This window comes from Seonamhaeicola aphaedonensis (assembly GCF_003386195.1).
Lineage (GTDB): Bacteria > Bacteroidota > Bacteroidia > Flavobacteriales > Flavobacteriaceae > Seonamhaeicola > Seonamhaeicola aphaedonensis.
Genome location: NZ_QRDX01000002.1, coordinates 416,054 through 430,934 on the forward strand (window position 1 = coordinate 416,054; position 14,881 = coordinate 430,934).

Genomic DNA, 14,881 nt, shown 5'->3' on the forward strand with positions numbered 1-14,881 from the left:
GTTCAATTACAGTTTTTATTCGGAAGACAACTTCTTAACTAGCTATGACAGTTCAATTAGAAAGATTACTTAGGTCATTCTTCCATGGTGCAAACAAATTATTATATTTACTAAATGAATTCCAAAATAGTTTCTAACGGTATTTTAAGAGCTATAGCTATCATTTGTGGCATCCTATTGGTGCTTTATTTTTTATACCAAATACAATCTGTAATAGGCTATATTGCCATTGCAGCGGTTATTTCTTTAATAGGAAGGCCTATAGTTTTATTTTTGAGACGAAAATTGAAGTTTAAAAACACCTTTGCCGTGGTTGTTACCATGGTTTTACTATTAGCAATTATTGCTGGTTTGGTAAGTCTCTTTATACCTTTATTGCTAGACCAAGGTCAGAAATTATCATTGTTAAGTACCTCCGAACTTCAAGAAAACATAGAAAATCTATATACTGAAATTGTCAACTATTTTGATTTACATCAAATAGATGTAGAACAATCTTTAAAAGACTCCAACCTGTTTTCAAAACTTGATTTTTCGTTTATACCGAACTTTTTAAATTCCATAATTAGTGGTTTAGGTAGTTTTAGTATCGGATTATTTTCGGTATTATTCATCTCATTTTTCTTTTTAAAAGACAGTAAATTATTTGAAAATAGCATCCTTACTATCATCCCTGATAATAAAGAAACTCGATGGAAAGCATCCTCAGAAAAAATTAAAGATTTATTATCGCGCTATTTTGTTGGGTTAATTTTTCAAATATTCATCCTCTTTATAATTTACATGACCGGTCTTTTAATTATTGGTGTTGAAAACGCTGTGGTCATTGCCTTTTTATGTGCGCTATTAAATCTAATTCCATATGTAGGACCACTTATTGGTGCCTTTTTAATGATAACGTTAACAATGACTAGTAATCTAGGACAAAGCTTTTCTGAGGTTATCGTACCCAAAACATTATGGGTGCTTTTAGTGATTGCTATAGGCCAATTGGTTGATAACTTTGGTAGTCAACCCGTTATTTTTTCAAAAAGTGTAAAATCGCATCCTTTAGAAATATTTTTAGTAATTCTTATTGCAGGTATCTTGTTTGGTGTACTAGGACTCATAATTGCTATACCTTCATATACAGCCATTAAGGTCATCTTAAAGGAATTCTTATCTGAAAATAAAATCGTTAAAAAGCTTACCAAGGATTTATAACCTGTTTTGAATGCTTCAATTTTAAATACGGAAATTCAAGATTTTATTTCGGAAAATCTGAACACCGATATTACCTCTCTTTTACTCAAAGGCAATTCTTTTAAAGACGTTGATACCAAAGAAATCATAGAACAAATTGAAGCAAAAAGACGATGTGAAAGTAAGTTACCCACTTGGTTTCATTCCAAAAACATCTATTTTCCAAATAAAATTAATATTGAGCAAACTTCTTCAGAAGCTACGGCCAAATATAAATCAGAATTAATTTCAGGTGATTCCATTACTGATTTAACTGGTGGTTTTGGAGTAGATTGCTATTATTTTTCAAAGAAGTTTAAAAAAGTAATTCATTGCGAAATCAATGAAAACCTTTCAAAAATGGTTTCTCATAACTACCAACAACTTTCTGTTAATAATGTTGAAACCTTCCCTATCGATGGTATTGAGTTTTTAAAATCTAGCAACAATAAATTTGATTGGATTTATATAGATCCTTCTAGGAGACACGATAGCAAAGGAAAAGTCTTCTTTTTAAAAGATTGTTTGCCTAATGTTCCAGAACATATTGATTTGCTTTTTCAAACCTCTGATAACATTCTAATTAAAACCTCTCCTCTTTTAGATCTTTCGGTTGGTATCAATGAACTGAAACATGTAAAAATCATCTATATTATTGCTGTTAATAATGACGTAAAAGAAGTTTTATGGGTTTTAGAAAAGGGTTTTGGTAATGATGTTTCAGTAGAAACCGTTAACATTAAAAATAACTCTGAGGAACATTTTAAATTCATTTTAAATAAAAATCAAAATGAAGTTCAATACAGTGAACCACTTTCTTATCTATATGAACCTAATGCAGCTATTTTAAAATCAGGTGGTTTTAATGAAGTATCAAGTCAGTTAAATATTAATAAACTGCACCAACATTCTCACCTTTACACCTCAAACACATTAATAGATTTTCCAGGAAGGGCTTTTAAAATTGAGAACATAATTAACTATAACAAAAAGAATTTTAAAAAGTTAGGTTTAGATAAAGCTAATATAACAACACGTAATTTCCCCGAAACCGTGCAACAGATTAGAAAAAAGCTCAATATAAAGGATGGTGGCGATACGTATATCTTTTTCACAACAGATTTAAACAACAAAAAAATTACAATAATTTGTAAAAAAACTTGAAAAAAATTTTGGAATCAGAGTCTGTTTGAGAGCAAAAAAGTAACAACTTAAACTAAGACCTTGATTTTTTAATCCCTCTATCATACATTACAATACTACCTGCAACAGACACATTTAAACTTAATTTAGATTTAAATTTCACTAAAAAATGAGATTTTTCTATGGCTTGTTTTGATAAACCGTGATCTTCAGCACCTAACAAATATACGCAACGTCTAGGATGATGAAAGGCCTCCAAAGGTTCGGCATTATCGGTTAGTTCTACACCTACTAATCGTGCTCCTTTAGGTAAATTATTAAAAAACTCATCAAACGTTTCATAATGATAATATGGCATCGATTTAACTGCATTATGTGTGTCACAAGCCTGTTTAGCATAACGATTCCCAATAGTAAAAATAAAACTAGCTCCTAGGTTTTGAGCAGAGCGCCATAAAACCCCTAGATTTTCAGGCGTTTTTCCATTTTGAATACCTATCCCAAAAAATTCGTTCACAAAATTGTCATTCATAGAGTTCAAAAATAGAAAACATTTAGAAACAACAAATCCCCACTAATACTAGTGAGGGTTGATGTGATTGCGACAGAATTCGAACTAATTTCTCATCCCCTATATTTACTACATCTAAGATATTTATCCTTGCAATAGTTAACCAATCTTGGTACGTTTCTGATTTTCGTTTAATACAATTTAAAATAATTACTTAATTATAATAAAAGGAATTAGAATATTCCAGTTTAAATGTTGTTCTTTGCACTAATTAGCGAGACTATTTCTTTAGCAAAGTTTTTTATACTTCCATTTAACTCCTTTCTATTTTAATTTTTATTGCTAGCCAATAGTATACGGTTATTACAAGGTTTCTGTATTAGGTTAATTATTCACGCCTAATCACCTTTATTTTTTAACTCGTATAGATATTAATAACACAAATCAAATTAAAAATTATGAAAGAAGGAAAAGTAAAGTTCTTTAACAGAACCAAAGGTTTTGGATTTATCACATCTGCAGAAAGTGGAGAGGATATTTTTTTTCATGAATCAGGATTAATTGACCGAATTATCGAAAATGATGAAGTTCAATTCAAAGTTGAACGCGGTAAAAAGGGTTTGAACGCTGTTAACGTTGAACTCATTAACTAATTTTATATAGAAGTAGTTAAATTTAATTAACCTACCTTTTTAAAAGACAAAAGAACTATGCTTGTTATAAAGATAAAACCTGATGAAAAAATTGATAAAGCCTTAAAACTTTATAAACGAAAGTTTAGGAATACTAAGCAATTACAGCTATTAAAGGACAATAAATATTTTACCAAAAAATCAACAAGAAGGAGAGAAGAAATTGCTAAAGCCAAATACAAGGAAGACTACCAGCGTTCACAAGAAATTTGAGTATGATGGACAATAATCAACATTTAGCAGTTTTAATAGATGGAGACAATATTCCTTCTAATTATGTTAAGGAACTTCTTGAAGAAATTGCTATATATGGAAATCCAACTTTGAAAAGAATCTATGGAGATTGGACAAAACCCAGCCTAAATAAGTGGAAAAAAGTTCTACTTGAAAATGCCATAACGCCTATACAGCAATATGGTTATACTACTGGAAAGAATGCTACAGATTCTGCTATGATTATTGATGCTATGGATATTTTATATTCGAAAAAAGTAAATGGTTTCTGTTTGGTTTCCAGTGATAGCGATTTTACAAGGTTGGCTGTAAGGTTAAGAGAAGCTGGAATGGTTGTATATGGTATAGGAGAGAAAAAAACTCCAAATCCATTTATAGTTGCCTGTGATAAATTTATCTATTTAGAAATTCTGAAAAGTGAAACAGAACAAGAAACCAATAATGCAATTCAAACCAGAGTGCAAAAATCTAAAATTGATAAAATTACGCCGGCAGTTGTGAATCTAATTAAAACTACAATTTCTGATTTAGAAGATGATGATGGTTGGGCTTTTTTAGGTGAGGTTGGTACTTTACTTCAAAAGAAACAACCAAATTTTGATCCAAGAAATTATGGGTTTCAAAAATTAACGCCATTAATCAACTCAATAAGCAAATTTGAAATAGAACCAAGAAAACTTCCCAAAAGTAATCAAAAGCTTATTTATGTTAGAGTAATTTCATAGTACACTAGAATGAAGTCTCTCCATATTAGTAAGCAAATCACTTTAAGAAATGATGAATCCATAGCTAAATATCTAGTTGAGATTGGTAAGTTTAGTTTAATAACTGCCGAACGGGAAGTAGAATTAGCAGCCCTGATAAGAAAAGGAAATCAAGGAGCATTAAATGAATTAACCAAAGCCAACCTAAGGTTCGTCGTGTCTGTGGCAAAACAATATCAAAATCAAGGATTGCCATTATCCGATTTAATAAATGAAGGTAATTTAGGCCTACTAACAGCGGCTAAAAGATTTGACGAAACTCGCGGGTTTAAGTTTATATCCTATGCTGTATGGTGGATAAGACAAAGTGTTATTCAAGCCTTGGCGCAAAACTCTAGGGTGGTAAGGTTACCATTAAATAAGATAGGTGTTTTAAATAAAATCAAAGAATCTACAGCTTTTTTTGAACAGAATCACAACCGAGCACCATCTGTAGATGAAATTTCAGATATCATTGAAGTTTCCGTCTTAGAAATTGAGCTTTGCATGAAAAATGCCAAGTATTCCGTCTCTATGGATGCCCCTCTTTCTGAAGACTCAAAGTTGTGTCTAAATGATACGTTTGGAACGGACGAGTTCGACACACCCGATAAATCATTATTAATAGATTCATTACAAATTGACCTAGATACTGTCATAAATTCTCTTTCAGAACGAGAGTCAGAAATAATTAAACTTCACTATGGTATTAGTGGTGTTTCCCCAATGTCCTTAAGTGAAATAGGTAAAAAATTAGAGATTACAAGAGAACGTGTAAGACAAATTAAAGAATTGGCACTAAATAAGTTAAAAAAATCTGGAGGTTCCAATCTATTAAAATACCTGTGATTTTGTGATAAAAGAAGACAATAAAATAGTGCTTTGGTACTTTTAAAGAAAAAAATGAGCAAACATTTATCTATTAACTAAATCTGTTAATTCGTTTAATCCAATATATTTGGTGTTTCATGCTAGGGGTCATTTATTTATGAATATTTGAAAACGCCCTTCAATGATTTGGAAAATATTATTTGGTAGTCCAACCGTATAGCAACGATAACGAATAAATAGGTAAAAAAACAAAAGAATTAATCAGCTAATTGTAATATTTTTAAAATAAATTTTAATTAAAGTAATTCTACATTTATTGCACTTTGGCCTTTCGAACTTTTTTCTATTTCAAATTTTACTTTATCTCCCTCAGAAACTTCATCTTTCAAGTTACTTATATGACAAAAATATTTTTCTTTTGACTCAGTATCCATAATAAATCCAAAACCTTTACTATGATTGAAGAACTCCATTTTACCATTCCGTATAGGTTCAATTTTTTCTAAATTTACTCTTTTAGGAATGCCTAACTCAATTTCTGAAGCTTCAATTTCTTCTTTTTGAGACCTATCAGGAGGTATGTCTGTTAAATTACCCAATTTATCAACATAGGCAAAAGGTATTCCATCATTATTATCTTTCTTCTCAGCCTTACGAGCTTCCCTCTTTTTTTGTTTTTCTTCTCGCTTTTGTTGTTGTTTCTTTTCTTTTTCTCTTTTAATATACGATTGTTGTGATTTTGCCATAAATTATTTTATGTCATATAAGGTAAGGCTTTTAGACTAATAATTCGTTAAATATGTTAATTATAACTATAAATCTTGATAGGTAAAATAGAATAGGATATTTTTTTAGTTTAAACCGCTGGATTAAAAAATAAATATAGTATCAATAAAAAATAAGGGCTACCCATTCAGAGAAGCCCTTTAGTATTTAGTGATCGCGACAGGATTCGAACCTGTGACCGTCTGCTTAGAAGGCAGATGCTCTATCCAGCTGAGCTACGCGACCATGAACTCATTGTGTCGGGGTGGCAGGATTCGAACCTGCGACCTCCTGCTCCCAAAGCAGGCGCGATGACCGGGCTACGCTACACCCCGATAGGTGTAAAATGCGGAGAGACCGGGATTCGAACCCGGGCAGCACTTACGCGCTGACAGATTAGCAATCTGCTCCATTACCACTCTGGCACCTCTCCTATTTTCTTTAAGAACCTTTACGATTAAAATCGCTTCCTATTCAACAAATAACCTTTGCTGTTCAGGCGGGTGCAAATGTAATTCATCCTTTAAAAGAACGCAACTATTTTATTTATTTTTTTATAAAATTTATTCCGGATACTCAATACGTAAATGATAAATATTTGCTAACTTATATTTAAGTACTTTTTTTATAGATTGAATCTCCTTGAACGTAATATTAGCATTTAAGAATTGTCCCTCTTCTATCTGTTTATCTATAATACTTTCAACAAAATCATCAATTTTTGTTGATGTTGGCTCTTTTAAACTTTTAGATGCCGCCTCAATACTGTCACACATCATTAAAATAGCGGTTTCTTTACTAAAGGGTTTAGGTCCAGGGTAACTAAAATCATCTCTATTCACATCATCCAAACGCTCTTTCTCCTTCATATAGAAATAATAAACCACACTGGTTCCGTGGTGAGTTCTAATAAAATCTATGACTCTATCTGGTAGATTATTTTTTTTGGCAATTTCAATACCATTAATGACATGGCTAACAATAATTTGAGCACTTTCCCTTGAAGATAATTCATCATGAGGGTTTATACCAGTAGATTGATTTTCTGTAAAATAGGTAGGATTCTTCATTTTACCTATATCATGGTATAACGCACCTACCCTTACTAACATGGCATTGGCACCAATTTCATTTGCAGAGGCTTCGGCCAAATTTGCCACATTTAAAGAATGATGAAATGTACCAGGTGCTTTATCTGAAAGTTCTTTAAGCAATTTAGAATTAGTGTCTGATAGTTCTAAAAGAGAAACGTCTGAAACTAATCCAAATAGCTTTTCGTAGGCATAAATAAGAGGTTGCACAAATAGTGTTGCTAACCCACATAACACAAACCAAATAAAGGTTTCCCATTTTAAAGTCTCAACACTTCCTTCATGAATTACAAAAAAAGCAAAATAAGCAATAATATAAATCAGTGTAATCTGCCCTACAGAAATAAACAAATTGGCACGCTTATACAGTTCTGAAACGGTTAAAATAGTTACTATTCCCGCTATAATTTGCAGAAACATATATTCATAGCTATTAGGAACTATAAACCCTAAAAGTAATACCGTTAGCACATGCGTAAATAGCCCTAATCTGGCATCAAAAAAAGCTTTTAAAACTAAAGGTAGTACACAAATAGGAACTATATAAATATATTTTGAATTGTAATTAACAACAAATGTTGTAAGAAAAATTAGTAGTATAATATTAAAGAAAATAAAAGTTACTTTGGTATTGTTTTCGTAAACTTCATTTCTATACTTTCTTAAAAACAACAACAACATTAACATGGCTAGTGCCACTAATAATGCATAAGCAAATAAAACCCAATTATAGTTTGATTCGTTCCAAACTTGTGATTCATATTCAGACCGTAAGGATTCCAGCTTCTGATATTTATCGCCTTCAACAACTTCTCCTTTTGATATTATAAGTGTACCTTTAGCAACACTGCCTCTGGTGTATGAAATCTTGTCTAATTCCTCTTGTATGACTTTCTCTGTAAACGATTTGTCATAAGTTAAATTAGGTTCAACTAAATCGAAAAACAAAGATGTAAATGCTGTTTTGTATTCAATTAAATTATTACTTCTTAAAACTTTATCGATAATAGAAGACACCTGACTTTGCTTCACCAAATTTGAAAAAAGAGCATCTTGTATTTTGGTACGTTCTTCAAGAATAGCTACGGTTCTTTTCTCAGAAAAATTATAATCTTCATTCAATATTCCATATTGATAAAGTTCATTTAGAATATCATGACCCACTTGTTTTAAGAGACTTAATTGTTTTGTGGGAATTGAATCTGGAAACACCTCGAAAAAAGAATTTTCAAAGTCATTTTTAATTTTTGGCTTTACAATACTATCAACAATAAAATAAAGAACCGCCTCCTCGATTATAGCTTTTTTTTCAGTATTAACCTCATCAGTTGTTTTTTTTATAGCAAAGTCAAATGGGGCCAATAAATTTTCAGACTGCCAAGGCTTTCCTTTTTCAAAATTGTACTTAAACTTTCCACTTTTAGGAAAAAGGTATACAATTAAAAATGTTGTTGATACAAATAATAGTGCTTTATAAATTAGCGAGTGGTTTCTGTATAGTTTATTTATAAAGTCTTTCATCTATTGAGTTAATGTTTTCAAATGTACTAAATTCTCGGGTTTTAAGTTTTTTATCTATACAAGAATCCTTCTAAATTCCTTTAAAATGTTTATTTTCGTTGCAAGTCATTTAAACCATTATAAATGAGTAAAGATGTAGTTATTGTTTCTGCTACGAGAACTCCTATTGGTAGTTTTCTTGGTGCATTATCTACTATTCCTGCTCCTAAATTAGGAGCCATAGCTATTAAAGGTAGTTTAGACAAAATTAATTTGAAACCAGAATTAGTTGATGAAGTTTTAATGGGGAATGTGGTACAAGCTGGATTAGGCCAAGCCCCTGCAAGACAAGCTGCAATTTACGCTGGAATACCTGATACTGTACCTTGTACAACTATAAACAAAGTATGCGCTTCTGGCATGAAAGCCGTTATGCAAGCTACCCAAAGTATTGCTTTAGGCGATGGTGACATTATTATTGCTGGCGGCATGGAAAATATGAGCCTAATACCTCATTATTTACATACCAGAACAGGAACTAAATTTGGCCCTGCTACATTAATTGACGGTATGCAGAAAGATGGTTTAGTAGATGCTTATGATGAAAATGCTATGGGTGTTTGTGCGGATGCTTGTGCTAAAGCATATCATTTTTCAAGAGAGGACCAAGATGCTTTTGCTATTGAATCTTACAAACGATCTGCTGAAGCTTGGGAAACAGGTAAATTCAATAATGAAGTTATTTCTATCGAAGTTCCTCAAAGACGTGGAGAGCCTATTATATTTAAACAAGATGAGGAGTTTACTAATTTTAATATAGAGAAAATTACCAGCTTACGTCCCGCTTTCACAAAAGAAGGAACCGTGACAGCAGCTAATGCTTCATCAATAAATGATGGTGCGGCTGCCATGGTTTTAATGAGTAAAGAAAAGGCCCAAGAATTAGGATTAAAACCGCTTGCCACAATAAAAAGTTACGCCGATGCCGCACAGGAATCAAAATGGTTCACAACCGCTCCTGCAAAAGCGTTACCAAAAGCCTTAGCGAAAGCAGGTATCAAAATTGAAGATGTTGATTTTTTTGAGCTCAATGAGGCTTTCTCTGTGGTTGGTTTAGCAAATATTAAAATATTGGGGATTGATAGCTCAAAAGTAAATGTTAATGGTGGCGCCGTATCTTTAGGACATCCGTTAGGTTGTTCTGGAGCTAGGATTATTGTAACATTATTAAACATTTTGGAACAGAATAATGCTAAAATTGGTGCAGCGGCTATATGCAACGGTGGTGGTGGGGCATCAGCAATTGTTTTAGAAAGAAATTAAGTTGATTTAATGCAGTACGGAATTTGTAGTTTAAGCATTGTGCCTTTAAGAAATGATCCCGCAGATACCAGCGAACTTGTCTCTCAGATGCTATATGGCGACTTTTTTAAAGTATTAGAACAGCGTAAGCATTGGAGTAAAATTAGGCTGGCTTTTGATAAGTATGAAGGTTGGATAGACAATAAGCAGTATTTAGAAATCTCTGAAGATGACTATAGTGCTTTAAACAAAGAAACACCAAAACTTTCTCATGATTTGGTGGAGTTTATTCAAAATTCTGATGGTCAATTACATCCCATTTTAATTGGGTCTTCCTTAAACGGGTTATCCCTTTTAAAACATTCCCACGATGGCAATATCATTGAGGGAAAAATTGACAAAGAAAACATAATAAAAACAGCTTTTTTGTATTTAGGTACCCCCTATTTATGGGGAGGTAAAACACCCTTTGGAATAGATTGCTCTGGATTAACACAAATGGTTTATAAACTTAATGGATATAAACTACTGAGAGACGCCTCACAACAAGCTACACAAGGAGAAGCTTTAAGTTTTATTGAAGAAAGTGAACCAGGCGATTTAGCATTTTTTGATAATACCGAAGGGGTTATTACCCATGTAGGCATCATCATGAAAGACAACTACATTATCCATGCTCATGGTAAAGTAAGAATTGATAGGCTAGACCACTCTGGGATTTATAACGCTGACAAGAGAACCCACACTCATAAACTAAGAGTCATCAAAAAAATAATATAAAAAAAATCCACTTTATTTAAAGTGGATTTTTTTTATATTATTGTGTATGAGTCTAGTTTGCTGATGCTTCAATAGCTTCAACAATCCCTTTCATTTCTTTATATTTATCTGTTTCCCCTAAAATACTATAAATGTTCATTAGTGTTTTAGCAGCACTCAAATTTTCTGGTTCAATATTAAGTGCTTTTGAAAGATAAGGCACTGCCTTTCTATAAAGGTCCTGTCTTTCCTTTCTTAATTCTTCATAACGTCTATCATCAGCAGCAGAAGTTCCTAATCCATTCATTTCTTTGATAATAGACTCTTCTTTACCTAATATTAATGCAGATAAATTGATATAAGCGTTAATATAATTGGGATCTAATTCTATTGCTTTATCATAATACTGTTTAGCTCGAGCATCTTCACCAGAATCGGCCGCGATAACCCCTAAGTTGTATTGTAATTCTGCATTTTCAGGATCCATTTGAGTAGCCTCTTCTAACAAACTTCTAAACTTCTCAGTATTACCCATTTTAAAATAAATATTGGCTTCTGTGAGTAATAAATTTACATCATCTGGAGTCTCTGCTCTTGCATCTTTCATAGCCTCAATCGCCTTTTCATTATTGCCCTGACTTACATATATTAAGGCAACATTTTTTACAATTTCTGGCTTCTTTGAATCTGATTTCTTTTCAAAAGGATCTTTGTGAGTTTTTGTCTTAATTGAAATATCCCTCATTTGCTTATTAGGAAAAACCTCTTCTTTTTGAGTAGACACATCAATAGCACAGTATTCAGTAGTTACACCTGTATAACCTACTTTTTTTAACTCTTCATAAAATTTTAACGCTCTGTCAAACTCTTGTACATTAACAGCAGTTGCTGCTGCATAATAAAGATATACGGTATCCTTTTTTGAAAACCCATAGGCTTTTTCAAAGAACTTTGATGCTTTAGAAAAGTCTTTCCCTTCATAAGCTTTGTTACCCTTTGTTAAAAGTGAATTCGTCATTTTCTGCTTTAATTCAGGAATCTCATTAGAATATGATGACTGTACCTCATTTAAACTTTTAAGAGCTACATCATAATCTTTTAGACTACCAGAACCTTCTGAATAATACGCCTGAGCTTTTAAGAAATAATATTTGTCCTTTGTCTTTTCGTCCATGACATCAAGGAATGCTTCGGCTTGCGTTAATGCCGCCTTAGCTTCAGAAAAGTTAGTCCCTTTAATAGCTTTTTCAACAGCTTTCAGTTCTTTCTTTTGGGAAAATGAAAAGCTGCATACTACTAGTGCTAAAACTATAATAATTTGTTTGTTCATTTTAAAATCTATTTAATTAATTATCAGTGTTATGTTCGTTTATATCATTATCAAGAGTTGTGCCATCTTCATTAACATCAGTGTTTTCAACGCCTTCCACTTCTTCAACATCATCCTCGTCATGCATAACTTTGGCAACAGCCGCAATGGAATCTGAGTTTTTTAGATTTATTAATTTAACCCCTTGAGTAGCCCTTCCCATGGTTCTTAAATTAGCAACCTCTAGTCTAATTGCGATACCTGATTTATTTATAATCATTAAATCATCACTATCAGTTACTGTTTTAATAGCTACTAAATTTCCTGTCTTTTCAGTAATTGAAATAGTTTTAACTCCTTTTCCGCCTCTATTGGTTATTCTGTAAACAGCTTCACCATCTTCAGGATCATCAATGAAAGTTCGTTTACCGTAACCGTTTTCAGAAACGACTAAAACCGTTTGTTCCTGTGGGTTTTCTACTGTTACCATACCTATGACCTCATCTTTTGGTCCAGCTAAAGTAATACCTCTAACTCCTGATGCACTGCGCCCCATAGGTCTTGTTTTGGCTTCTTCAAATCTGATAGCTTTACCAGATTTTAGTGCCAACATTACTTGACTATCACCAGTGGTTAATTTAGCCTCTAAAAGCTCATCACTTTCTTTGATAGTAATAGCGTTAATACCATTGGTTCTTGGACGAGAATACTGTTCCAGAGATGTTTTCTTAACTTGACCGTTTTTGGTAGCCATTATTACATAATGACCATTTATGTAATCATCATCTTTTAAATCTTGGGTGCAGATAAAGGCTTTTACTTTATCATCCTGTTCTATATTGATAAGGTTTTGAATAGCACGCCCTTTTGAAGTTTTACTTCCTTCTGGTATCTCATAAACACGCATCCAAAAGCACTTACCTTTTTGAGTAAAAAATAACATATATTGATGGTTAGTACCCACAAATAAATGCTCAAGAAAATCTTCATTTCTAGTCGTAGATGCTTTCTGACCTACCCCTCCTCTATTTTGAGTTTTATATTCTGTTAACGAGGTACGCTTAATATAACCAGCATGTGAAATTGTGATAACTACTTTTTCGTTAGGAATCATATCCTCAATACTTAAATCACCACCAGCATATTCTATAGTAGATCTACGCTCATCACCAAACTTATCTTTAATAACTTCTAACTCTTCCTTAATGATATCCATTCTACGATCTTTCTTATCTAGGATATCTTTTAAGTCTTCAATAGTTTTTAATAGTTCGTCATATTCATCTCGCAATTTATCTTGCTCTAAACCAGTTAGCTGACGCAGTCTCATTTCAACTATTGCTTTAGCTTGAATTTCAGTTAATTTAAAGCGTTCCATTAACTTCTCTCTAGCTTCATCTGCATTGGCTGAGGCTCTAATCAAAGCAATAACTTCATCTATATTATCAGAAGCTATAATTAAACCTTCAAGTATATGTGCACGCTCTTCAGCTTTACGCAACTCATACTTGGTTCTTCTTACTACAACTTCGTGTCTGTGCTCAACAAAATATTGAATTAAATCTTTTAAATTTAATAACTGAGGTCGCCCATTAACAAGCGCAATATTGTTGACGCTGAATGATGATTGTAATGCCGTATATTTATAGAGTTTATTAAGAACAATGTTAGGGATAGCATCACGTTTTAAAACATACACTACACGCATGCCTTTTCTATCAGACTCATCTCGAATAGTGGCAATACCATCAATTTTTTTATCGTTAATCAAATCAGCTGTTTTCTTAATCATATCAGCTTTATTGACTTGATAAGGAATTTCTGTAACAACTATACACTCGCGCCCTTGAACTTCTTCTATATTGGCTTTTGCTCTTATAACAATTCTTCCACGCCCAGTTTGGAAGGCTTCCTTAACTCCGTCATACCCATAAATAGTTCCTCCTGTTGGAAAATCTGGCGCCTTGACGTACTTAATTAATTCATCAACTTCAATATCATTGTTGTTAATGTAAGCAATGGTACCATCAACAACCTCTGTAAGGTTGTGTGGCGGCATATTTGTTGCCATTCCTACTGCAATACCTGATGCACCATTTACTAAAAGATTTGGTATTCTAGTTGGTAATACAGTTGGCTCTTGAAGCGTGTCATCAAAATTCAACTTATGATCTACAGTTTCCTTTTCAATATCTGCCAACATATCTTCAGATATCTTCTGCATACGTGCTTCGGTATATCGCATTGCCGCAGGACTATCGCCGTCAATAGAACCAAAGTTTCCTTGACCATCAACTAATAAATAGCGAAGGCTCCATTCCTGTGCCATACGTACCATGGTATCATAAACCGATGTATCACCATGCGGGTGATATTTACCTAAAACCTCCCCTACTATTCTTGCAGATTTTTTGTGTGCAGAATTAGCTCTTACACCCAATTCATGCATTCCGTAAAGCACACGTCTATGAACAGGTTTTAATCCGTCTCTTACATCGGGTAAAGCACGTGACACAATGACCGACATCGAGTAATCAATGTAGGCTGATTTCATTTCATCTTCAATATTAATAGGGATCAATTTTTCTCCTTCTGCCATAAGTAAATCAATTAATTTTATGAGTTTTCAAAACATGCTAATATAAATATTTCATGAGTGCTAACAACTGACTTACGTTAGTTTTTTGATACTTTTTATTAACAATTTTTAAGCTCTTTTTAGTTGATAAGTATGCGCGTTAAAATTTTGATTTTATGAAGATTTTTTCGTCAATTAGCAA

Annotated in this window: 13 protein-coding genes and 3 tRNA genes; 8 read left to right on the forward strand and 8 right to left on the reverse strand. The window is 32.6% G+C overall.

The annotated features are described in order from the left end of the window. Positions 1-114 precede the first annotated feature (114 nt). Both DFQ02_RS05555 and DFQ02_RS05560 read left to right on the forward strand, forming a co-directional pair. The gene (locus DFQ02_RS05555; RefSeq protein ID WP_116039999.1) at positions 115-1,203 is read left to right on the forward strand and encodes an AI-2E family transporter; all 1,089 of its coding nucleotides are present in this window, start codon (positions 115-117) and stop codon (positions 1,201-1,203) included. A 6-nt stretch (positions 1,204-1,209) separates the two neighbouring features. After that, on the forward strand, positions 1,210-2,385 hold the full coding sequence (locus DFQ02_RS05560) for a THUMP-like domain-containing protein (RefSeq protein WP_116040000.1): 1,176 nt from the start codon (positions 1,210-1,212) through the stop codon (positions 2,383-2,385). Positions 2,386-2,437: 52 nt separating this feature from the next. Here DFQ02_RS05560 and DFQ02_RS05565 read toward each other — a convergent pair whose 3' ends face one another. Beyond that, positions 2,438-2,896 carry an RNA methyltransferase gene (locus DFQ02_RS05565; RefSeq protein WP_116040001.1) on the reverse strand — a complete coding sequence of 153 codons (459 nt, stop codon included), beginning with the start codon at positions 2,894-2,896 and terminating at the stop codon, positions 2,438-2,440. A 437-nt stretch (positions 2,897-3,333) separates the two neighbouring features. Between DFQ02_RS05565 and DFQ02_RS05570 the strand changes: the two genes are divergently transcribed. From DFQ02_RS05570 to DFQ02_RS05585, 4 genes are read left to right on the forward strand one after another with little or no spacing between them, the layout of a single operon-like run. Further along, a complete protein-coding gene (locus DFQ02_RS05570) occupies positions 3,334-3,528 on the forward strand; it encodes a cold-shock protein (RefSeq protein ID WP_116040002.1) in 195 nt (64 codons plus the stop codon). A 57-nt stretch (positions 3,529-3,585) separates the two neighbouring features. Continuing rightward, positions 3,586-3,780: a 30S ribosomal protein S21 gene (rpsU, locus tag DFQ02_RS05575; protein WP_116040003.1), complete on the forward strand. Its 195-nt coding sequence runs from the start codon at positions 3,586-3,588 to the stop codon at positions 3,778-3,780. Between the two features lie 5 nt (positions 3,781-3,785). Beyond that, positions 3,786-4,526, forward strand: a complete 741-nt coding sequence (locus DFQ02_RS05580) for an NYN domain-containing protein (RefSeq protein ID WP_116040062.1) — start codon at positions 3,786-3,788, stop codon at positions 4,524-4,526. Positions 4,527-4,535: 9 nt separating this feature from the next. Next, positions 4,536-5,393, forward strand: a complete 858-nt coding sequence (locus DFQ02_RS05585) for a sigma-70 family RNA polymerase sigma factor (protein WP_116040004.1) — start codon at positions 4,536-4,538, stop codon at positions 5,391-5,393. A gap of 278 nt (positions 5,394-5,671) precedes the next feature. Here DFQ02_RS05585 and DFQ02_RS05590 read toward each other — a convergent pair whose 3' ends face one another. The 5 genes from DFQ02_RS05590 to DFQ02_RS05610 all read right to left on the reverse strand — a co-directional run bounded on the left by DFQ02_RS05590 (position 5,672) and on the right by DFQ02_RS05610 (position 8,752). Continuing rightward, on the reverse strand, positions 5,672-6,121 hold the full coding sequence (locus DFQ02_RS05590; protein ID WP_116040005.1) for a cold-shock protein: 450 nt from the start codon (positions 6,119-6,121) through the stop codon (positions 5,672-5,674). Between the two features lie 191 nt (positions 6,122-6,312). Beyond that, a tRNA-Arg gene (locus tag DFQ02_RS05595) sits at positions 6,313-6,386 on the reverse strand. 14 nt (positions 6,387-6,400) lie between these two features. Then, positions 6,401-6,475, reverse strand: a tRNA-Pro gene (locus DFQ02_RS05600). Positions 6,476-6,489: 14 nt separating this feature from the next. After that, positions 6,490-6,573, reverse strand: a tRNA-Ser gene (locus DFQ02_RS05605). 130 nt (positions 6,574-6,703) lie between these two features. Next, the gene (locus DFQ02_RS05610; protein ID WP_116040006.1) at positions 6,704-8,752 is read right to left on the reverse strand and encodes an HD family phosphohydrolase; all 2,049 of its coding nucleotides are present in this window, start codon (positions 8,750-8,752) and stop codon (positions 6,704-6,706) included. Positions 8,753-8,875: 123 nt separating this feature from the next. On the opposite strand from DFQ02_RS05610, the gene DFQ02_RS05615 reads away from it, so the two are divergent. After that, a complete protein-coding gene (locus DFQ02_RS05615) occupies positions 8,876-10,054 on the forward strand; it encodes an acetyl-CoA C-acyltransferase (RefSeq protein WP_116040007.1) in 1,179 nt (392 codons plus the stop codon). A 9-nt stretch (positions 10,055-10,063) separates the two neighbouring features. Then, positions 10,064-10,813, forward strand: coding sequence for a C40 family peptidase (locus tag DFQ02_RS05620; protein ID WP_116040008.1), 750 nt, complete (start codon positions 10,064-10,066; stop codon positions 10,811-10,813). A 52-nt stretch (positions 10,814-10,865) separates the two neighbouring features. On the opposite strand, the gene DFQ02_RS05625 is transcribed toward DFQ02_RS05620, so the two are convergent. After that, positions 10,866-12,122, reverse strand: a complete 1,257-nt coding sequence (locus tag DFQ02_RS05625; RefSeq protein ID WP_116040009.1) for a tetratricopeptide repeat protein — start codon at positions 12,120-12,122, stop codon at positions 10,866-10,868. Between the two features lie 16 nt (positions 12,123-12,138). Then, on the reverse strand, positions 12,139-14,700 hold the full coding sequence (gene gyrA / locus DFQ02_RS05630) for a DNA gyrase subunit A (RefSeq protein WP_116040010.1): 2,562 nt from the start codon (positions 14,698-14,700) through the stop codon (positions 12,139-12,141). Positions 14,701-14,881: the final 181 nt, after the last annotated feature.

Excerpts from the sequence above, each read along its gene's own strand:
- DFQ02_RS05555 (WP_116039999.1), top strand. The coding sequence starts at position 115 with ATGAATTCCAAAATAGTTTCTAACGGTATTTTAAGAGCTATAGCTATC.
- DFQ02_RS05565 (WP_116040001.1), bottom strand. The coding sequence starts at position 2,896 with ATGAATGACAATTTTGTGAACGAATTTTTTGGGATAGGTATTCAAAAT.
- DFQ02_RS05570 (WP_116040002.1), top strand. The coding sequence starts at position 3,334 with ATGAAAGAAGGAAAAGTAAAGTTCTTTAACAGAACCAAAGGTTTTGGA.
- rpsU (WP_116040003.1), top strand. The coding sequence starts at position 3,586 with ATGCTTGTTATAAAGATAAAACCTGATGAAAAAATTGATAAAGCCTTA.
- DFQ02_RS05580 (WP_116040062.1), top strand. The coding sequence starts at position 3,786 with ATGGACAATAATCAACATTTAGCAGTTTTAATAGATGGAGACAATATT.
- DFQ02_RS05585 (WP_116040004.1), top strand. The coding sequence starts at position 4,536 with ATGAAGTCTCTCCATATTAGTAAGCAAATCACTTTAAGAAATGATGAA.
- DFQ02_RS05590 (WP_116040005.1), bottom strand. The coding sequence starts at position 6,121 with ATGGCAAAATCACAACAATCGTATATTAAAAGAGAAAAAGAAAAGAAA.
- DFQ02_RS05610 (WP_116040006.1), bottom strand. The coding sequence starts at position 8,752 with ATGAAAGACTTTATAAATAAACTATACAGAAACCACTCGCTAATTTAT.
- DFQ02_RS05615 (WP_116040007.1), top strand. The coding sequence starts at position 8,876 with ATGAGTAAAGATGTAGTTATTGTTTCTGCTACGAGAACTCCTATTGGT.
- DFQ02_RS05620 (WP_116040008.1), top strand. The coding sequence starts at position 10,064 with ATGCAGTACGGAATTTGTAGTTTAAGCATTGTGCCTTTAAGAAATGAT.
- DFQ02_RS05625 (WP_116040009.1), bottom strand. The coding sequence starts at position 12,122 with ATGAACAAACAAATTATTATAGTTTTAGCACTAGTAGTATGCAGCTTT.
- gyrA (WP_116040010.1), bottom strand. The coding sequence starts at position 14,700 with ATGGCAGAAGGAGAAAAATTGATCCCTATTAATATTGAAGATGAAATG.